This is a genomic window from Cellulomonas sp. JH27-2, assembly GCF_014837175.1.
GTDB lineage: Bacteria > Actinomycetota > Actinomycetes > Actinomycetales > Cellulomonadaceae > Cellulomonas.
Genome location: NZ_JACYFR010000001.1, coordinates 645,374 through 663,908 on the forward strand (window position 1 = coordinate 645,374; position 18,535 = coordinate 663,908).

Here is an 18,535-nt window from a genome sequence, read left to right on the forward strand (position 1 = left end):
GCGCTCGAGCTCGCAGCCGACGGCAGCGACAGCTGAGGCGGACAAGGAGCAGCGCCGACGAGAACGGAAAAGTCGTTGCCGTGCCGAGCCGCACGCGCGCACGCTCGAAGGCATGACGAGCAGCGACCTGTGGGACGAGGCGACGGCCGACGCGTTCGACCACGAGGACGGACCCATGTTCACGCCCGAGGTGGTCGACCCCGCCGTCGACCGCCTCGCGCGGCTGGCGGGCGACGGCCCCGCGCTCGAGCTCGCCGTCGGCACCGGCCGGATCGCGGTCCCGCTGCGGGCCCGGGGAGTGCCGGTCACCGGCATCGAGCTGTCGCAGCCGATGGTCGACCGGCTGCGACGCAGGGCGTCGGCCGACGAGCTGCCCGTGACCGTCGGCGACATGGCGACGACGGTCGTCCCGGGCGAGTTCAGCCTCGTCTACGTCGTGTGGAACAGCATCAGCAACCTGCGCACGCAGGACGAGCAGGTCGCGTGCTTCGCCAACGCCGCGCGCCACCTGCGACCCGGCGGCCGCTTCGTCGTCGAGCTGGGCGTGCCCAGCCTGCGCCGGTTCCCACCGGGGCAGATCGCGGTCCCGTTCGACGTGAGCGAGGACCACCTCGGCTTCGACACCCTCGACACCGTGACCCAGCAGGGCACGTCACACCACTACGGCCGCCGCCCGGACGGCTCCCTCACGTACAACCCGCACCACTTCCGCTACATCTGGCCCGCGGAGTGCGACCTGATGGCGCGGCTCGCCGGTCTGGAGCTGGAGAGCCGCGCGGCGGACTGGGCCGGTACGCCGTTCACGTCGGACAGCACGAGCCACGTCTCCGTCTGGCGCAAGCCGGAGCGCTGACGCCCTCGACGCCGCTCAGCCCGCCGGCGGCCGCCAGGGCTCATGCGTGTGCGAGAGCCAGACGGCTGCCGGGTCGAGCGCCAGGACCCGCCGCTGGCCCTCCGTCGTCGGCTCGTCGAGCTCCCCGAACCACACGGCGGTGTCCCCGGCGATCACGACCCGACGACCGTCGCTCTCCACGACCACCACCTGCGACCCACGCGTGTGACCGGGCGCGGGGACGAGGCGAACGCCCGGCAGCAGCTCGAGCTCGCCGTCGACCGGCACGTACGTCACGCCTGGCGCATCGACCCAGTCGGGGATCGTGTAGTCCTCGAGCGTCCGGGCGTCCTCGAGCTCCTGGCGCTGGACGTAGATCGGGCGCCCCGCGAACCGGTGGTTGCCCCCGACGTGGTCGAAGTGCAGGTGCGTGTTGATGACGATGTCGATGCTGCCGGCGTCCCAGGCGTGCAGGCGCGGGTCCATGTCCGCCACGGCCGGGTGCAGCTCGGTGAAGCCGGTGTCGACCAGGACGCGGGCGTCCGGGTGCTCGACGACGTGCACGTACACCGGCATCCGCTCGCCCTCGACCCCCAGGTCGGCGACGAGCATCGGTGTGACCGTGATCTGACCGTCGACGTCGCTCATGCTCGCTCCTCACATCGCCGCAGGACCGGCCCTGCGGCTCCTGCAAGACTGTAGGCGTCACCCCCGACAGGACCGAGGGCCGCCATGACTACCACGAGATCGATCGCGCTGTTCGTCGCCGCCGCGCTCTTCGAGATCGGCGGCGCGTGGCTGATCTGGCAGGGCGTGCGCGAGCACAAGGGCTGGGCCTGGATCGGCGCCGGCGTCGTCGCGCTGGGCATCTACGGCTTCGTCGCGACCCTGCAGCCCGACGCGAGCTTCGGACGGATCCTCGCCGCGTACGGCGGCGTGTTCGTCGCCGGCTCGCTGGTGTGGGGCATGGCCGTCGACGGCTTCAAGCCCGACCGCTGGGACGTCACAGGCGCCCTCATCTGCCTGGCCGGCGTCGCTGTCATCATGTACGCCCCCCGCAGCAACTGACCGGTCCTCGCCAGGCACCGCCGACGCGTTGCGTCCTCGACGAGGACGCCCCTGCGCACCCTCGCCGACCGCTGTCAGCCCGACCGAGCGCGCGCCAGCCGGACCGAGCGCGCGTCGCGCGGCACCCGCGGTCGCGCTGAGCCACCCGCAGTCGCGCGACGGCGGGATCGGGGGGAGGTGTTGACATCTCGTCGGTACCTAGCGTTACTGTGTACCAGTACTCAACAACACCGAGTACTAGGAGTCGGTGACACGGAGTACGGAGGGAGGTTCCGATGGGCAGGCAAGAGACGGAGATGCTCAAGGGGACGCTCGAGGGCGTGGTCCTGGCGATCATCGGGCGGCGGCCGGCCTACGGCTACGAGATCACCTCGTGGCTGCGGGAGCACGGGTTCGCTGACATCGCGGAGGGCACCGTCTACGCGGTCCTCGTCCGGATCGAGCAGCGCGGGTTCGTGGACGTGGAGAAGGTCCCGTCCGAGAAGGGCCCGCCCCGCAAGGTCTACACGCTCAACACCCAGGGCCTCGAGCAGCTCGACGAGTTCTGGAGCACCTGGAGCTTCCTGTCCGCACGGATCGAGGAGCTCCGCACCGACACCACCACGCAGGGAGAGAACTGATGGTCGCCAAGTGGATCGAGTCCCTCACCGGGTCGCTCGAGCAGAAGAAGCAGTACAAGAAGGACGTCGCCCGGATCGACGCCCTCCCCGAGCCGTACCGCGGCGCCGCGAAGGCGATGCACCGGTACGCGCTGTACTCGGGCGGCGTCACCGACGGCGACACGCTCACCACGATGTTCGGCGACCTCGCCGACCTGTGGGAGCGCGCGGCGGTCGACGGCACGCCCGTCCGCTCCATCGTCGGGGACGACCCCGTCGACTTCGCGGAGTCGTTCGTCGCCGCCTACAGCGGCGAGAAGTGGATCGACAAGGAGCGCGCCCGCCTGGCCCAGGCCATCGCGGACGCCGAGAAGGAGCAGGCATGAGCACGCTGGCACCGGCCCGGCCGGCCATCAGCGTCCGGGGCGTCGTGAAGTCCTACGACGACCTGCACGTGCTGCGCGGCGTCGACCTGGACGTCGAGCAGGGCAGCATCGTCGCCCTGCTCGGCTCCAACGGCGCCGGCAAGACGACGCTCGTGCGCATCCTGTCCACGCTGCTGCGGTCCGACGAGGGCACGGCGGCCGTCGCCGGCTTCGACGTCGCGACCCAGGGCGCAGACGTGCGGGGGGCGATCAGCCTCACGGGGCAGTTCGCGGCCGTCGACGAGATCCTGACCGGGCGCGAGAACCTGGTGCTCGTCGCCCGGCTGCGCCATCTGGCGAGCCCGGGGGACATCGCCGACGAGCTGCTCGCGCGGTTCTCCCTCACGGAGGCCGGCAGCCGGCGGGCCGGCACCTACTCGGGCGGCATGCGCCGCCGGCTCGACATCGCCATGAGCCTCGTCGGCCGTCCGCCCGTGATCTTCCTGGACGAGCCGACCACGGGCCTCGACCCGCAGGCGCGCGTCGAGGTCTGGGACGCGGTCCGCGAGCTCGCCGCCGCCGGCACCACGGTCCTGCTCACCACCCAGTACCTCGACGAGGCCGAGCAGCTCGCCGACCGCATCGCGATCCTCCACGAGGGCCGCATCATCGCCGACGGCACCCTCGCGGAGCTCAAGGCCTTGCTCCCCGCACCCACGGTCGAGTACGTCGAGAAGCAGCCGTCCCTCGAGGACGTCTTCTTCGCGATCGTCGGCGACCGGACGACGACCACGGAGGACGCACGATGACCACCCTGACCGCACCCGCACCCGCACCCGGCACCAGCCGGCCGCGATTCTGGAGCGACACCGCCGCGCTGACCGGCCGCTCGCTGCAGCACGTGACCCGCAGCGTCGACACGATCGTCACCACGGCGGTCACCCCCGTCGCGATCATGCTGCTGTTCGTCTACGTGCTCGGCGGCGCGATCGACACGGGCGACGTGCCCTACCTGACCTACATGCTCCCGGGCATCCTGCTCATCACCATCGCGTCCGGGGTCGCGTACACGTCCTACCGGCTGTTCCTGGACCTGCAGGGCGGGATCTTCGAGCGGTTCCAGTCAATGCCGATCGCCCGGTCGGGCGTGCTCTGGTCCCACGTGCTCACCTCGCTCGTCGCCAACGCGGTCTCGCTGGCGGTCGTCCTCGCGGTGGCGCTGGTGATGGGCTTCCGGACCGGCGCCGACGTGGGCTCGTGGCTGGCCGTCGTCGGGATCCTGGCCCTGTTCACGCTCGCGCTCACCTGGCTGGCCGTCGTCGCAGGGCTGTCCGCCAAGACCGTCGACGGGGCCAGCGCGTTCTCCTACCCGCTGATCTTCCTGCCGTTCGTCAGCTCGGCGTTCGTCCCGACGGACACCATGCCGACGGCCGTCGCGTGGTTCGCCGAGCACCAGCCGGTGACCTCGATCGTCGACACCATCCGCAGCCTGTTCCTCGAGCAGCCGGTCGGGTCCGACATCTGGGTCGCGCTCGCCTGGTGCGCGGTCATCCTGGTCGGCGCGTTCGCCTGGGCGACGGCGCTCTACCGCCGCCGCATCCGCTGATGCACGCACCATCCCGCCGCGCTTGTGACAGGAGTGACCTCCTGGGGCTGCTGGACGCCCCTCCAGCCACTCGCGTCACAAGTGCGGCGGGTTGCTGACGGCACCACGCAAGTGCGGCCGAAAGAAATCTGCGCGAGGGTGTCGGATCGGGACCGAAGCCTTCGTCGTGAGGGTGAGAGGCGGTCGACCAGGCCGCCCGAGCAACGAGTCGGCGAACGTGCCCGACGAGGTGCTCGCTGCAGACAGACCGAGGAGAACAGTCATGCCCCAGTACCTGCTGTCCGTGTACGGCCCCGCCGAGCGTGAGCCCTACGGCGACTACGGCTCCAAGGAGGCCATGCTCGAGGCGTTCGCCGCGACGGGCGCCTTCAACGACAAGCTGGTCGCCGACGGCCACTTCGTCTTCGCGAACGGCCTCGCGGAGGCCACCACCGCCACCGTCGTCGACGGGCAGGGCGACGAGCCCGTCCTCACCGACGGCCCCTACGTCGAGGCCAAGGAGTACATCGGCGGCTTCTGGGTGATCGAGGCGCCGGACCTGGACGTCGCGCTCAAGCTGGCGGCCGAGGGCTCGAAGGCCTGCGGCGGCAAGGTCGAGGTGCGGCCGTTCCAGACCGAGGACGACGTGAAGAAGATGCTCGGCGAGTGACGTCTGTGGACGACGCGATCACCCGGGCCCACCGTCAGGAGTGGGCCCGGGTGGTCGCGACCCTGACGCGTCGGTTCGGCGACCTGGGCCTGGCAGAGGACGCCGCAGCCGAGGCGTTCGCGACGGCCGTCGAGCGATGGCCGTCGGACGGCGTCCCCGCCAACCCCGGTGCCTGGCTGACGACGACGGGTTCCCGGAAGGCCATCGACCGGATCCGGCGGGAGTCGCGGCGCGACGACAAGCACGAGGAGGCGCGGCTCTTGTTCGACGAACCCCCGCGCGACGTCGGCGCGGTCGACGACGACCGGCTGCGGCTGATCTTCACGTGCTGCCACCCGGCACTGTCGCCGGAGGCCCGCGTCGCCCTGACCCTGCGGATGGTGGGTGGCCTGACGATGCCGGAGATCGCGCGCGCGTTCCTGGTGCCGGAGCCGACGATGGGCCAGCGGATCACCCGGGCCAAGGCGAAGATCAAGGCCGCGCACATCCCGTACCGCGTGCCCGAGGCGGAGGACCTTCCCGGCCGCGTCGACGGCGTGCTCGCCGTGCTGTTCCTCGTGTTCAACGAGGGCTACCTGGCCACGGGCCCCGACACCGACCCCGTGCGTCATGACCTGACGGTCGAGGCGATCCGCCTGACCCGCCTGGTGCGCGAGCTCGCTCCGAGCGGCGAGGTGACCGGCCTGCTGGCGCTCATGCTGCTGACGCAGGCGCGCGCCGCCGCTCGCGTCTCGGTCACCGGTGAGCTGGTCACGCTCGACGAGCAGGACCGCGGCGCCTGGGACAGGGACCTGATCGACGAGGGTCACGCGCTGGTGCGGCAGTGCCTCGCGGACGTCGCCGCGGGCGGCCCTCCCCCGGGCCGCTACCAGCTCCTCGCCGCGATCAACGCGGTGCACACCGATGCACGCGACGCCCGCGACACCGACTGGTCGCAGATCACCACGCTGTACGACCGGCTCGTCCGCCTCGACCCCTCGCCCGTCGTCGCGCTCAACCGCGCGATCGCCGTGGCGCAGGTCGACGGGCCCGACGTCGCCCTCGCGCTCGTCGACCGGCTGCCGCTCGACGGCTACCACGCGTTCCACGCCACGCGCGCCGACCTGCTGCGCCGCCTCGGCCGCAGCGCGGACGCCCGCGACGCGTACGACCGCGCCATCGCGCTGGCCGGCAACACGGCCGAGACCGCCTACCTCACGCGGCGCCGCGACCAGCTCGCGCTCCAGGGGGACCGATCCGCAGGATCGTGATGTCCGATGTCACCGGTTCGTCCTAGTGTCCGTGGGGTCAGCCGCCGACCGACGACCTGAGGACCCGATGAGCCCAAGCACCCACGCCCGCTGCATCACCCCGCCTTACCTGCTCGAGCACCTGCTCACGTCGAGCGACCCGGAGGTTCGGGCGGCTGCCGCCCGCACGCTGGCTGGGAGCGTGGAGCTGCGGGTCAGGCGCGAGGTGACGACGACGCTCGCGCCACAGGCCGTCGAGTCCGCGGGCGGTGCGCGCAGCATCTTCGACTCCCAGCACCACGAGGCGACGTCGGGGCCGCTGGTCCGCGGAGAGGACGACCCGGCGGTCGACGACACGTCGGTGAACCAGGCGTTCGACGGCCTCGGCGTCACGCGGCAGTTCTACGCGGACGTGCTGGGCCGTGACTCGATCGACGACAACGGCGGCCCACTGAACGGCTACGTGCACTACGGCCGGGCGTTCAACAACGCGTTCTGGGACGGCAGCCAGATGGTGTTCGGGGACGGTGACGGGCAGATCTTCGCCGACTTCACCGGCTCGCTCGACGTCATCGGCCACGAGCTCACGCACGGCGTGACCGAGGCGCTGGCCGGGCTCGAGTACCACGTGCAGCCGGGCGCGCTCAACGAGTCGATCTCGGACGTGTTCGGGTCGCTGGTCAAGCAGTTCTCCCGCAACCAGACGGCCGACGAGGCGGACTGGTTGATCGGCGACGACATCTTCACGCCGGACTTCGCGGGCGACGCGCTGCGCTCCCTCAAGGCTCCCGGCACCGCCTACGACAACGCGACGTTCGGCAAGGACCAGCAGCCGGCCCACATGGACGACTTCGTGGTCCTGCCCGACACGGCGGCCGGCGACTGGGGCGGCGTGCACACCAACTCCGGCATCCCCAACCATGCGTTCTACCTGGTCGCGACCGCGATCGGCGGGTACGCGTGGGAGGCGGCGGGCCACATCTGGTTCGAGGCGCTCGCGGCGTCGACGCCCAAGACGGACTTCACGCAGTTCGCGCGGAACACGCTCACCCGGGCGACACTGGTCTTCGGCGAGTCGTCGTCGCAGGCGCAGGCCGTGCGTGACGGGTGGTCACAGGTGGGGATCCCGCTCGACGGGGCGTCCGACGACTGATCGCAGGAGGGAACCGTGGCGCGCAGGGTCGTCCTGGAGACCGCCGGAGGCGTGGCGGCGATCTTCGCCGCGCGTGCCCTGGTCGTCGACGACGACGAGCTCGACGACCACGGTCGACGACGCCTGAGTGAGCTCGTCACCGCGGCCGACGACGGCTCCCACGCCGATCCGGGGCCGGGTCTGCTCCGCGACGCGCAGACCTACCAGATCACCGTCGAGCACCCCGACGGCCCATCCCTGGTGCTGTCCGCCTCGGACGGGCACGTCTCGCCGCCCTTCGCGGAGCTGCGTGACTGGATCCGCGACCACGGCCGCCCCGCCCCTAGCACGAGGAACACGCCGGGCATCGAATCACCCTGACCCGAGTGACGGTGGCGATGGGGCCTCAGGCCACGGCCAGGCACGACACGGCCAGCTTCTGGGCCGCCTCGCCACGCGCGAGCCGCGCACCCTCCCAGGACACCTTGCTCCAGTCCGTCGTGCCGTGGGCCGCCTCGAGCGCCCGGCCGACCGAGATGGCGTCGACCGCACCGTCGGGCTCGCGCGTCGCGAGGAAGCTCAGCGGGTTCTCCTCCGTCGGATCGCCCCACCCGTCGGAGGTCGATCGAGCCTCCACGATCCACCACGTCTGGCTCGGGTCGTCGCCAGGTCCCACCTCGACCATGACGACGTCCGACGCGGGCAGGTCGTCACGGAATCGGTCGCGCAGCCACCTCATCGCCCAGCCGGTCGGGTCGACGCACACGAGGTCGGCGGTGCTGACGCGCGTGGCGGACGTCGCCGGCGTCCTCGTCGGGACGACTGACGGCCTCGGCGGCGCCACCGTCGGCACGGGCCTGGTGGGCTCGGGCTCCGGCACGCTCCCGGCGCTGCACCCGCCGAGGACCAGCGCCGCAGCCGCCGCGAGCGCCAGCGCGCCGCCGGTTCTCGCCGATTCCATCCCAACCCCCAGGTCTGTCGCAGAACGGTCCGCAGCGTAGCAACGGCGCCGATGTCACCGGTCCCTCACGCGCTGGCGTCGCCCTGCCGGCGATACGTCGTCGTGAGGCGGTAGTCCTTGGCCGGCCCGACCGCGTGCCAGGTCTCCTCGAAGCAGTCCGGCCCTACGAACCGGCCGGTGACCGTGTAGGTGTCGGCGCCGCAGCCGTGGGTCGCCGACCAGGTGTCGTCGACCGGGTCGAGCCGGAAGAACGGTCGGCCGTCGGCGAACTCGACGTCCACGGCGTCGTCGCCCGCGCGCAGGATCAGCCGCCGCCTGGCCGGCATGGACCGCTCACCCATCGTGAGCGTCCCCTCCTCGACCCACGCGAGCCCGCCGTCGGGCAGCGACTCCGTGCGCGCGACGCCATCCACCACGCCCTCGGCGCCGGCGAGCGCATCGGCGACGTCGCGCTGCATCGACCACGTCCCGACGAACCTGTCCCTCACGCCGACGACCCTTTCACGACTGCGACACGCGGGTGAATCGGACGGCCCGCACCCTCGCGGGCGCGGGCCGTTCGATTCAGTTGCTCTTCGCAAACGGCGCGGCGAAGGCGTAGACCGCCAGGGCGACGGTGGCCAGTGAACCGAGCGTGGCGGCCACGCGGGTGCGGCTGGGACGAGTGCTCATGCGTTGCTCCTCGGACGTGTCATCAGTTGGTCTTGGTGAACGGGGCGGCGAAGGCGTAGACCGCCAGGGCGACGGTGGTCAGGGAACCGAGCGTGGCGACCACGCGGGTGCGGCTGGGACGAGTGCTCATGCGGTGCTCCTTGCGACGGCGGACGGTGCGTCCGGGCTGGTGAGGGCGGTGCTGTGGTGCACCCCGGCGGCGCCGGGGGGTTCGGTGGTGGCGTCGTCGGGCGGGACGACGACGCTCCGCTGGGTGTGCAGGGCGGCGACGACCAGGCACGCCGCGAGTCCGCCCCACAGCAGCACGTCGCCGAGGCTGAACACCAGGTGGAGGCCGGGCACGGGGACGACGTCGGCGATCGCGACGAGTCGCGTCCCGGTGTCGATCGGCACGTGGCCGGGCGTCGGGTCAGCGATGGACGCCGCGTCGATGCCGGCCGCAGCCGCGGCCCGGACCGAGAAGGGCATGCCGCCGTTGAGCGCGGTGGCTGCTGCGTTGAGCAGTGCGCCGAGACCGGCGACGCCTGCGGCGAGGGCCGCACCCCGGGGGCGGTCCCGCAGATTCGCCAGCACGAACCCGACCGCGCACCCACCCAGGACGAGCGCCGTCGCGGCTCCGCCGGCCGCGTGCAGGAAGCCCGATGCCCATGCGGGGTCGGCCGTGCGCAGGGCCTGCACCGCCGCACCCGCCAGCACCCAGGGCATGCCCCGGACCCGGAACCGGCTGAGCGCGGCGAGGCCGCCCGGGCGCAGGGCGAGCACAGCGACCGCGATCGCGGGCGCCACCAGCAGCACCGCCAGCAGACCAGGGCTCATCGGGACCTCCGGGTCGGACCCTAGCGGCCCGCGCAACGGCGCCGGAAGTCCCGTCTCACGCAGGGGTGCGGGCCCGCCCTGCGCGTCAGACGACCAGCGACTGGCCGCCGTCGACGAAGATCTCGGTGCCCGTGACGTGGCTCGCCGCGTCCGAGGCGAGGAAGGCGATCACGTCGGCCACCTGATCGGCCGAGCCCGGCTCCTCGCCCGTGAGCGGGATCGCGCCGTCCGGGTACTCGGCCCGCACCCCGAGCCCGTCGGTGTGCCGCTGCTCGGTGTTGTCGCTGATCTCGGTGTCGATCGCGCCGGGGCACACCACGTTGACCCGCACCCCGCGCGGCGCCAGCTCGACGGCGATCATGCGCGCGAACGCGAGCTGCCCCGCCTTGCTCGTCGCGTAGGCGGACGCGCCGGAGTTGGAGAAGGTGCGGGTGCCGTTGATGGAGGACACGACGACGACGGCGCCGCCCTGCCGGACCAGCAGCGGGACCGCGTACCGGACGGTGAGGAACGTGCCGGTCAGGTTGGTGGTGATCGTCGCCTCCCACTCGTCGGGCTCCAGCTCGTCGATCGGCGCCCAGACCCCGTTGACGCCCGCGTTCGCGACGACCACGTCCAGGCGGCCCAGCTCGTCGTCGATCTGCTGCAGCGCCGCGCGCACGGCTGCGGCGTCGCCCACGTCGGCTTCCAGCGGCAGAGCGGTCCCGCCGGCCGCGCGGATCTCGTCGGCCACCTCGTCGGCGCTGTCCTGCGTGTGCCCGAGCCCGACGACCGTCGCGCCGCCGCGCGCGAGCCGCGTCGCTGCCGCGCGCCCGATGCCCGACCCGACGCCCGTCACGAGCGCCACCTTCTGGCTCATCCGCACTCCCTCCGACACCGGCACGGGGCGTCCGCGCCTCCCCGGCATCGTCACCCCGCCGCGCGGCCCGCGCACCCGGGGCCATCGCTCTGCGAATGTTCGTCCGGCACGAACAATCGCAGAGCGATGAAGGCTGGGCTACGCCGCGCGGGGTGTGCGAACGCGGTTCCACCACAGGGACAGGCCGATCGCCGCGGCGATCAGCAGGGCGCCGACCGCCGCGAACCAGGCGGCCAGGTCGACGTCCTTGTGCACCACCGTGATCGTGCTCGGCAGGCCGCCCAGGGCGTCGTCCAGCTGGTCGGCGTTCTCCGCGCGGAAGTACTTGCCGCCCGTGGTGTCGGCCACCTGCTGCAGCGCGTCCTCGTCGATGAGCAGCAGGTTCGCGCCGCCCCGGCCGATCGCGCTGCCATAGCCGCCGCGGCCGACGGTCCCGCCCTGGAGCTGGTCCGGGCTGCACACCATCTGCGCCGGCGTCGTGGTGCCGAAGCCGATCGTGTAGACGCGCAGGCCGCGCGCGGCGGCCTCGTCGGCTGCCGTCGCAGGGTCCACGCCCTGGGAGTTCGCGCCGTCGGTGAGCACGACGATCGCGTCGGCCGCCTGCGCGACGTCCTCGCCGCCGGTCACGTCCACGGCGGTCGACGGGACCGACGGGTCCACCTCGGCGATCGCGTCGATCGACGTCAGGATCGCCTGCCCGATGGCCGTGCCGTGTGTCGTGGTCAGGCCGTCGATCGCGTCGACCAGCTTGTCGGTGTCGTCGGTGGGCGGGACCAGCAGGCCCGCGACGCCGGCGAAGGCGACGAGCCCGATCTTCGCGCCGCCCGCCTGGTCCTTGACGAACGCCTTCGCGGCGTCCTGCGCGACCGTCAGCCGGTTGGGGTCGACGTCCGTGGCGCACATCGAGCTCGACACGTCGACGGCCAGCAGGATCGTCGTCGCGTTCGACGCGACCGGCACCGAACCCTGCGGCCGCGCGGCGCCGACGCCGATGACGACGAGCCCCGCGACGAGCAGCGCCGCCGGGATACGCCGCGTCCACCGCCCGCGGCCGGGTGCGGCCTGGCGGACCAGCGCGATGGAGGTGACCTGCACGGCGCCGCGACGCCGACGTCGACGCAGCCACCACGCGAGCAGGAGCACGAGCGGGACGACGAGCAAGGCCGCGAGGGCCCAGGGCCAGGCGAACGACATCAGACGATCCTTCCCGTGCGCACCACGGTGAGCAGCGCGCCGACGCCCAGCAGCACCAGGGCCAGGACCGACAGCGCACCCGCGAGCGGGACCGGCTTGTCGGCGACCGTCAGGCGAAGGTCGATGGTGTCGGCGATGCCGTCGAGCTCGGACGCGTCGCTGGCCGGGTGGTAGCTGCCGCCGGAGGTCTGGGCGACGGTGGTGAGCGTGTCCTCGTCGAGCGCGGTGTGGACGCGGTACCCGTCGACCTCCACCGAGGTGCCCGCGGTGGTGCCGACGCCGACCGTCTCGATGTGGACACCCGCCGTCTGCGCGACGGCGGCGGCCGTCTCGGCGTCGGTGCCGCCCTGGTTCTGGCCGTCGGAGAAGAGCACGATCGTCGCCGACGGCCAGTAGCCGAGGTCTGGGGCGGTGCCGTCCTCGGCGAGCTGGACCGTCTCGCCCGTGATCGCCGACAGCGAGGTGATGATCGCGTCGCCGATCGACGTGCTGCCGGCGACCTTGAGCCGCTCGATCGCGGCGACGGCGGCGGCGTGGTCGTCGCTCGGCTGGGCCGTGGTCAGCGCGCCCTGCTGGAACGCGACGACGCCGACGTCGACCGAGGACGGCTGCGCCTCGACGAACTTCTCCGCGGCCTGCTGCGCGGCACCGAGCCGGGTCGGGTCGGCGTCGGTGGCGGCCATGGAGTTGGAGACGTCGACCGCGACGACGACCGTCCCGGCCGTGCGCGGCACGGGGATCTTCGCGACCGGCCCTGCCGCGGCGAGCACGAGCACCGCGAGCCCCGCTACGGACAGCCATGCGCCGACGCGTCCCCCACGGCCGGTCGTCGTGATCCCGGCGCGCGCGAGCGCACGGCGCCGGCGACGGCCCAGCACGACGAGGCCGGCGGCGACCGCGGCGACGACGAGCAGCCCGACGACGAGCGCCCAGGGGTTGTCGATGCTCATGCGCGCCTGCCCCGGTTCCTTTCGACGACGGCGACGAGCTGCTGCGCGAGGTCGCCGTCGGTCGTGATGCGGTGCACCGGCACGCCCGCGCGCGCCATGCCGTCGACGAGTGCCTCGTCGCGCGCCCGCACCCCGGCCTGGAACCGGGCCTGGAACAGCGGGTCCCCGGAGTCGACCACGAGCTGCTCGCCCGTCTCGGCGTCCTCGACCACCACCACGCCCACCTCGGGCAACGCGTCGTCCGCAGCGTCGACCACCCGCAACGCCACCACCTCGTGCCGGTGCGTGAGCCGCGCGAGCGGGCGCTGCCAGTCCCCCGTGCCGATGAAGTCCGAGACGACCAGGACGAGCGAGCGTCGCCGGGCGATCGACGCGACGGACTCGAGCATCGCGGCGAGGTCGGTGGGGCGCGCCGCATCGTCCGCCGGCGCCTTGCGCCGACGCCGTCCGCGACCCTCGTCGCGCGCGTGCGGACGCGTGCTCCCGACGGCCACCCCGACGACCAGCGCCTGCGCGCGCCCCACCCCCGGCCGCACCACCCGCACCGCACCGTTGTCATACAGCAGCGCGCCCACGCGGTTGCCGCCGCGCGCGAACAGCCGCGCCAGAACGAGCGCGAGCTCGGTGAGCACGTCGTCCTTGCCGCGCCCGGGCGCGCCGGCCAGCATCGACGCCGAACGGTCCAGCACCAGCCACACCGTCAGCTCGCGGTCCTCGGTGAACTCGCGCACGAACGGCTCGTCCATCCGCGCCGTGACGTTCCAGTCGATGTGCCGCGCGTCGTCGCCCTCGGCGTACTCGCGGAGCCCGGCCAGGTCGTAGCCCGACCCGCGCTGGGCAGTGCGGTACGCGCCCTGCAGCCGGCCGTCGAGGCGGCGCACGACGCGCCACTCGAGCCGGTGCAGCAGGCGATCGGTCGCGGTGGTCATGGGCTCAGCGGTCTTGCAGGACGACGGTCGGGGCGGGCACGGCGGCGAGGATCCGGCCGACGATCGCGTCGGCGTCGAGGTCGTCGGCCAGGGCCTCGTACGACAGCACGACGCGGTGGCGGAGCACGTCGAGCGCCAGCTCGGTCAGGTCCTGCGGCAGCACCCAGGCGCGCCCGCGCAGGTGCGCGAGCGAGCGGGCGCCGATGACCAGGGCGATCGACGCACGCGGGCTGGCGCCGTAGGTGAGGTACCGGTCCAGGTCACCGAGCCCGACGATGCCGGGCGAGCGCGTCGCGGCGACCAGCCGGACCGCGTAGTCGACGATCGCCGGGTCGACGTAGACCTGTGCGGCCTGCTCCTGCATCGCGACCAGTTCCTCGGGCCGCAGGATCGCCTGCACCACCTCGGCCGGCCGCAGCGACCGCTCGACGACCGCGTGCTCCTCGGTGCTCGTCGGGTAGCCGACCAGCACCTTCATCATGAACCGGTCCACCTGCGCCTCGGGCAGCGGGTAGGTGCCCTCGTTCTCGATGGGGTTCTGCGTCGCCATGACCAGGAACGGCTCGGGCACCCGGAAGGTCTCGCGGCCGATCGTGACCTGGCGCTCCTGCATCACCTCGAGCAGCGCGCTCTGGACCTTGGCGGGTGCGCGGTTGATCTCGTCGGCCAGCAGCAGGTTGGCGAACACGGGGCCCAGCGTCGTCGCGAACTCGCCCGAGTGCTGGTGGTAGACGCGCGTCCCGACGAGGTCGGCGGGCACCAGGTCCGGCGTGAACTGGATGCGCTGGAACTCCCCGCCGATGGCGCCGGCGAGCGACTTCACCGCCAGGGTCTTGGCCAGCCCGGGCACTCCTTCGACCAGCAGGTGCCCGCCGGACAGCAGCGCGACGGCCATCCGCTCGAGCAGCTCGTCCTGCCCGACGATCACGCGCTTGACCTCGTAGAGCACCTGCTCCAGGGGGTTGGGTCCGTCCGTCATGTTGCTCCCTCGTCTCACAGTTGTGGTGCCTGGCCGCCGCCGCCGACGGCGCCGCCGATGGGGACCGCGAAGCCGATGCCCGCGAAGGCGTCGTCCTTGCCCGGGTCGGCGATCGCGACGACGATCCCGATGACATTGCCCTGCGCGTCGAGCAGCGGGCCACCGGAGCTGCCCGGGTTGACCGACGCGTCGAACTGGATCAGCCCCTTGAGGTTCCCGCTCGTGCGGTCCAGCCCGGACACGACGCCGGTCGAGACGCTGTAGGTGAGGCCCAGCGGGTTGCCGATCGCGACGACGTCGGCGCCCACGGTCACGTCGCCGCCGAGCGTGGCCGGGACCAGGACCTCGGGGAACGTCGTCGGAGCGACGTGGGCGATGTCCTGCGCGGCGTCCGACGACGTGACGCTGGCGGCCGACGTCGTCCCGTCGGCGAACGTCACCGTCACCGCGCTGCCGTCCGCGACCACGTGGTTGGCGGTGAGGACCGTCCCGTCGTCGGAGACGACGACACCCGAGCCGAGCGCACCGTCGGCGGTGCGGATCGTCACGACCGACGGCGCGACGGCCGTGAACACCTCCGGCACAGTGGGCGTCGTCGCCGTGGAGCTGGGCCTCGGTGTCGTCGTCGGCGCGGACTGCGGCTCGCCGCCACGTCCCGTCAGCGCGACGACGACCGCGACGAGCGCGACCACCAGCGCGAGCACGCCGAGCACCCGGCCGCTCAGTGCTGCGCGGCGCTGCGGGGGCTGTTCGGCCTCGGACATGGACCGAGGCTAGGGACGCTTGCTGTGGAAAGGATGAGAACGCACGAGGAACCTGGCCTCAGCGGCCGGAGTCGATGGTGTGGGCCCACGCCGACAGGAAGTCGTCGGTCAGGTGGGAGTTGCGGTCCAGGGCACCCGAGACGACGGCGCCCGTGCGGATCATCATGAGCTGCTCGGCGGCCGCGCGCGGATCGCGGTGCCCCACCTCGCGCAGCAGCTCCTCCAGCCGCTCGGTCACCCATCTCCGCACGTCGTAGGCCTGCAGCCGCGCCGGGTGCGTGCCGGTGAACTCCGCGGACGCGTTGATGAAGGGGCACCCGCGCTGCACCTGCGCGAAGTCGTCGCGGGTGAGGACCGTGGCCAGCTCGGTGAGCGCCTCACGCGGTCGACCGGCGTAGGCCGCGACGATGCCGCCCACCTGGTCGCGGTCGAACTGCTTGCGTCGCTCCAGGTAGGCATCGACCAGGTCGTCCTTCGACGGGAAGTGGCGGTAGAAGGTCACGCGGGTCACGCCGGCCTCGGTGACGATGCGCTGCACGCCGACCGCGTGGATGCCCTCGTCGTAGAACAGCCGGTCGGCGGCCGCGACGATGCGCTCGCGCGCGGCCGACGGGCGAGTCGTCGTCGCCCGCCTCTGCTCTGCCATCACGTGCACTCCTGCCCCGCGCCTCGAACCCTTGTGGACGCGTCGCCGTGACCCCTAGGTTAAGTCCGCAGGTAGGTAGAACGATCGATCTACACCGGGAGACGCCATGACCGCAGCACCCGTCCTGTTCATCCACGGCCTCTGGTTGCACGCCAGCTCGTGGGACCCGTGGGTCGAGTACTTCACCTCCGAGGGCTACACCGCCTCCGCGCCCGGCTGGCCGGGTGACCCGGCGACGGTCGACGAGGCGCGCGCCGACCCCGACGCGATCGCCGACCACGGCATCGACGACGTCGTCGCGCACTTCGCCCAGGTGATCGCCGCCCTGCCCACCAAGCCGATCCTGATCGGGCACTCGTTCGGCGGCATGATCGCTCAGCGCCTGCTCGGCGAGGACCTCGCGCTCGCCGCGGTCGCCATCGACGCCGCGCAGATCAAGGGCGTGCTGCCGCTGCCCCTGTCCGCGCTCAAGGCCACGCTGCCGGTGTTCAAGAACCCCGCCAACAAGCACCGCGCCGTCTCGCTGACCGCGGAGCAATTCCGCTACGCGTTCGGCAACGCGATCGAGCCGGCCGAGTCCGACGAGCTCTTCGAGAAGTGGGCCATCCCCGCGCCCGGCAAGCCGCTGTTCGAGGCCGCGGCCGCCAACTTCAACCCGCACTCGCCGGCCAAGGTCGCCACCGACAACGCCGCCCGCGGCCCGCTGCTGCTGATCATGGGCGGCCGCGACAACACGGTCCCGGAGGCCGTGACCCGCGCGACGCTCAAGCAGTACCGGCACAGCGACGCGGTCACCGACATCCTCGAGTTCGAGGACCGCGCCCACTCGCTGACGATCGACCACGGCTGGCGCGACGTCGCCGACGCCTCGCTCGCCTGGCTCCGCAAGAACGGGTTCTGACGTGGACCTCGGACTGGCGGGTCGGACCGCCGTCGTCACCGGCGCGAGCCGCGGGATCGGGTTGGCGATCACGCGCGGGCTCGTCGAGGAGGGTGTGACGGTCGTGGCGGCGGCGCGGTCCACCAGCCCGTCGCTCGACGAGCTGGGCGGCTCCGTCCACGTCGTCCAGGTCGACCTGAGCACGCCCGACGGACCGGCCACGCTGATCGGTGCGGCCGTCGACCTGCTCGGCGGGATCGACGTGCTGGTCAACAACGTGGGGGCGGTACACCCGCGGCTCGGCGGCTTTCTGTCCGTGTCCGACGAGGACTGGGCGGCGACCCTCGATCTCGACGTGCTCGCTGCCATCCGCACCATGCGCGCCGCGATCCCCCACCTGACCGGCCGCGACGGCGCGAACATCGTCACGGTCAGCTCGGTCAACGCCTTCCTGCCCGACCCGGGCGTGCTGGACTACAGCGCGGCGAAGGCGGCCCTGTCGAACGTGTGCAAGTCGCTGTCCAAGGAGCTCGGCCCGGCGATCCGCGTCAACACCGTGAGCCCGGGCCCCGTCGCGACGGACCTGTGGCTCGGCGCGGGCGGCGTGGCGGCGACCGTGGGCGGCGCGGGCGGACGGTCGGCCGACGAGGTGGTGCACGCCCAGGAGGCCGCGGCACCCAGCGGCCGGTTCACCACGCCGCGGGAGGTCGCCGACGCCGTCGTGTTCCTGGCCAGCCCGCGCTCGGCCAACACCACGGGAGCCGACCTGGTCATCGACGGCGGCCTGATCCCGACGCTGTAGCCCGACGCCGGGCCGCGAACCTGCGATCACCGACGCTATCGACGCGGTTGATGTGCACGATCGCAGGTTCGGTGATCTGTTGCGTGCCGGTCAGGGCGACTGGACCGCGTGGACGGCATCGCCGTAGGCGGCGACGAAGCGGTCGAGCAGGTCGAGGAAGGCGTCTGCGTCCGCGCCCAGCTCGTCGAGCGCGACGTCGTAGGCCCGCAGGCCCTCGACCATGTCCTTCTCGAAGATCCGCCGGCCGCTCGCCGTCGGCTCGACGACGGCCGCACTCCGGCCCGGGACCCGCCGACGCTGCAGCAGGTGGGCGGCGATCGCGGCGTTGACCTGCCGGTTCACGGTGGACTGCTCGAGGTTGAGGTCGTCGGCGATCTCACGCAGGGTGCGAGGGCGCTGCCCCAGCAGCCAGACCAGCCGGACGTCGGCCGCGTTGAGGCGCAGGCGCTGCTCGAGGACGTGCCGGTGCTGGCCGGCGAGCGTGAGCAGCCAGGCGGCGCGACGGTCGCGCGGGGTGTCCGGCGTGGGGTGAGCGCCGACGTCGCCCATGGGTCGCCTCCCGACGAGGGTGGTGGAGGGCAGTGTCCATGTGTATCCTACACA

The 18,535-nt window shown here is 72.6% G+C and carries 24 protein-coding genes; 12 read left to right on the forward strand and 12 right to left on the reverse strand.

The genetic code is table 11. The annotated features are described in order from the left end of the window. Positions 1-112 precede the first annotated feature (112 nt). On the forward strand, positions 113-853 hold the full coding sequence (locus IC607_RS03145; RefSeq protein WP_191785517.1) for a class I SAM-dependent methyltransferase: 741 nt from the start codon (positions 113-115) through the stop codon (positions 851-853). A 15-nt stretch (positions 854-868) separates the two neighbouring features. On the opposite strand, the gene IC607_RS03150 is transcribed toward IC607_RS03145, so the two are convergent. Beyond that, positions 869-1,480 (reverse strand): MBL fold metallo-hydrolase, encoded by a 612-nt coding sequence (locus tag IC607_RS03150; RefSeq protein WP_191785518.1) that lies wholly within the window; start codon positions 1,478-1,480, stop codon positions 869-871. Positions 1,481-1,564: 84 nt separating this feature from the next. On the opposite strand from IC607_RS03150, the gene IC607_RS03155 reads away from it, so the two are divergent. The 9 genes from IC607_RS03155 (at position 1,565) to IC607_RS03195 (ending at position 7,861) form a co-directional block, all read left to right on the forward strand. After that, complete coding sequence (locus IC607_RS03155) at positions 1,565-1,900, forward strand: YnfA family protein (protein ID WP_191785519.1); 336 nt, start codon at positions 1,565-1,567, stop codon at positions 1,898-1,900. Between the two features lie 275 nt (positions 1,901-2,175). After that, positions 2,176-2,520 carry a PadR family transcriptional regulator gene (locus tag IC607_RS03160; protein WP_191785520.1) on the forward strand — a complete coding sequence of 115 codons (345 nt, stop codon included), beginning with the start codon at positions 2,176-2,178 and terminating at the stop codon, positions 2,518-2,520. Beyond that, positions 2,520-2,885, forward strand: a complete 366-nt coding sequence (locus tag IC607_RS03165) for a DUF1048 domain-containing protein (protein WP_191785521.1) — start codon at positions 2,520-2,522, stop codon at positions 2,883-2,885. Before IC607_RS03160 ends, IC607_RS03165 begins: the two co-directional genes overlap by 1 nt. Beyond that, positions 2,882-3,673: an ABC transporter ATP-binding protein gene (locus tag IC607_RS03170; RefSeq protein ID WP_191785522.1), complete on the forward strand. Its 792-nt coding sequence runs from the start codon at positions 2,882-2,884 to the stop codon at positions 3,671-3,673. Before IC607_RS03165 ends, IC607_RS03170 begins: the two co-directional genes overlap by 4 nt. Continuing rightward, positions 3,670-4,470, forward strand: coding sequence for an ABC transporter permease (locus tag IC607_RS03175; protein ID WP_191785523.1), 801 nt, complete (start codon positions 3,670-3,672; stop codon positions 4,468-4,470). Before IC607_RS03170 ends, IC607_RS03175 begins: the two co-directional genes overlap by 4 nt. A 262-nt stretch (positions 4,471-4,732) precedes the next feature. Next, positions 4,733-5,119, forward strand: a complete 387-nt coding sequence (locus IC607_RS03180; RefSeq protein WP_191785524.1) for a YciI family protein — start codon at positions 4,733-4,735, stop codon at positions 5,117-5,119. Then, on the forward strand, positions 5,116-6,369 hold the full coding sequence (locus tag IC607_RS03185) for an RNA polymerase sigma factor (protein ID WP_191785525.1): 1,254 nt from the start codon (positions 5,116-5,118) through the stop codon (positions 6,367-6,369). The genes IC607_RS03180 and IC607_RS03185 overlap by 4 nt, the downstream gene beginning before the upstream one ends. A gap of 67 nt (positions 6,370-6,436) precedes the next feature. Beyond that, the gene (locus tag IC607_RS03190; protein ID WP_191785526.1) at positions 6,437-7,501 is read left to right on the forward strand and encodes a M4 family metallopeptidase; all 1,065 of its coding nucleotides are present in this window, start codon (positions 6,437-6,439) and stop codon (positions 7,499-7,501) included. Between the two features lie 15 nt (positions 7,502-7,516). Next, positions 7,517-7,861 (forward strand): protealysin inhibitor emfourin, encoded by a 345-nt coding sequence (locus IC607_RS03195; RefSeq protein ID WP_191785527.1) that lies wholly within the window; start codon positions 7,517-7,519, stop codon positions 7,859-7,861. 25 nt (positions 7,862-7,886) lie between these two features. Here the strand turns inward: IC607_RS03195 and IC607_RS03200 are convergent, their stop codons facing one another. The 10 genes from IC607_RS03200 to IC607_RS03245 all read right to left on the reverse strand — a co-directional run bounded on the left by IC607_RS03200 (position 7,887) and on the right by IC607_RS03245 (position 16,250). Further along, positions 7,887-8,441, reverse strand: coding sequence for a hypothetical protein (locus IC607_RS03200; protein ID WP_191785528.1), 555 nt, complete (start codon positions 8,439-8,441; stop codon positions 7,887-7,889). A 65-nt stretch (positions 8,442-8,506) separates the two neighbouring features. Next, positions 8,507-8,929, reverse strand: a complete 423-nt coding sequence (locus IC607_RS03205) for a DUF6314 family protein (protein ID WP_191785529.1) — start codon at positions 8,927-8,929, stop codon at positions 8,507-8,509. 310 nt (positions 8,930-9,239) lie between these two features. Further along, complete coding sequence (locus IC607_RS03210; protein ID WP_191785530.1) at positions 9,240-9,929, reverse strand: DUF5317 family protein; 690 nt, start codon at positions 9,927-9,929, stop codon at positions 9,240-9,242. A gap of 85 nt (positions 9,930-10,014) precedes the next feature. Beyond that, positions 10,015-10,788: an SDR family NAD(P)-dependent oxidoreductase gene (locus IC607_RS03215; RefSeq protein ID WP_255502232.1), complete on the reverse strand. Its 774-nt coding sequence runs from the start codon at positions 10,786-10,788 to the stop codon at positions 10,015-10,017. A gap of 138 nt (positions 10,789-10,926) precedes the next feature. Further along, on the reverse strand, positions 10,927-11,982 hold the full coding sequence (locus IC607_RS03220) for a VWA domain-containing protein (protein ID WP_191785531.1): 1,056 nt from the start codon (positions 11,980-11,982) through the stop codon (positions 10,927-10,929). Then, positions 11,982-12,932 carry a VWA domain-containing protein gene (locus tag IC607_RS03225; RefSeq protein ID WP_191785532.1) on the reverse strand — a complete coding sequence of 317 codons (951 nt, stop codon included), beginning with the start codon at positions 12,930-12,932 and terminating at the stop codon, positions 11,982-11,984. The genes IC607_RS03220 and IC607_RS03225 overlap by 1 nt, the downstream gene beginning before the upstream one ends. Continuing rightward, positions 12,929-13,861 (reverse strand): DUF58 domain-containing protein, encoded by a 933-nt coding sequence (locus IC607_RS03230; RefSeq protein WP_191785533.1) that lies wholly within the window; start codon positions 13,859-13,861, stop codon positions 12,929-12,931. Before IC607_RS03230 ends, IC607_RS03225 begins: the two co-directional genes overlap by 4 nt. 4 nt (positions 13,862-13,865) lie before the next feature. After that, a complete protein-coding gene (locus tag IC607_RS03235; RefSeq protein WP_191785534.1) occupies positions 13,866-14,840 on the reverse strand; it encodes a MoxR family ATPase in 975 nt (324 codons plus the stop codon). Between the two features lie 14 nt (positions 14,841-14,854). Further along, positions 14,855-15,604 carry a S1C family serine protease gene (locus tag IC607_RS03240; protein WP_191785535.1) on the reverse strand — a complete coding sequence of 250 codons (750 nt, stop codon included), beginning with the start codon at positions 15,602-15,604 and terminating at the stop codon, positions 14,855-14,857. Between the two features lie 58 nt (positions 15,605-15,662). Further along, on the reverse strand, positions 15,663-16,250 hold the full coding sequence (locus IC607_RS03245; RefSeq protein WP_191785536.1) for a TetR/AcrR family transcriptional regulator: 588 nt from the start codon (positions 16,248-16,250) through the stop codon (positions 15,663-15,665). 106 nt (positions 16,251-16,356) lie between these two features. Between IC607_RS03245 and IC607_RS03250 the strand changes: the two genes are divergently transcribed. Together IC607_RS03250 and IC607_RS03255 are read left to right on the forward strand one after the other, a co-directional pair. Next, on the forward strand, positions 16,357-17,151 hold the full coding sequence (locus tag IC607_RS03250; protein ID WP_191785537.1) for an alpha/beta hydrolase: 795 nt from the start codon (positions 16,357-16,359) through the stop codon (positions 17,149-17,151). Between the two features lies 1 nt (position 17,152). Beyond that, entirely contained in the window at positions 17,153-17,932 is a 780-nt protein-coding gene (locus IC607_RS03255; RefSeq protein WP_191785538.1) for an SDR family oxidoreductase, read from the forward strand. Between the two features lie 90 nt (positions 17,933-18,022). On the opposite strand, the gene IC607_RS03260 is transcribed toward IC607_RS03255, so the two are convergent. Further along, positions 18,023-18,481, reverse strand: coding sequence for a MarR family winged helix-turn-helix transcriptional regulator (locus tag IC607_RS03260; RefSeq protein ID WP_225224307.1), 459 nt, complete (start codon positions 18,479-18,481; stop codon positions 18,023-18,025). Between the last annotated feature and the right edge of the window lie 54 nt (positions 18,482-18,535).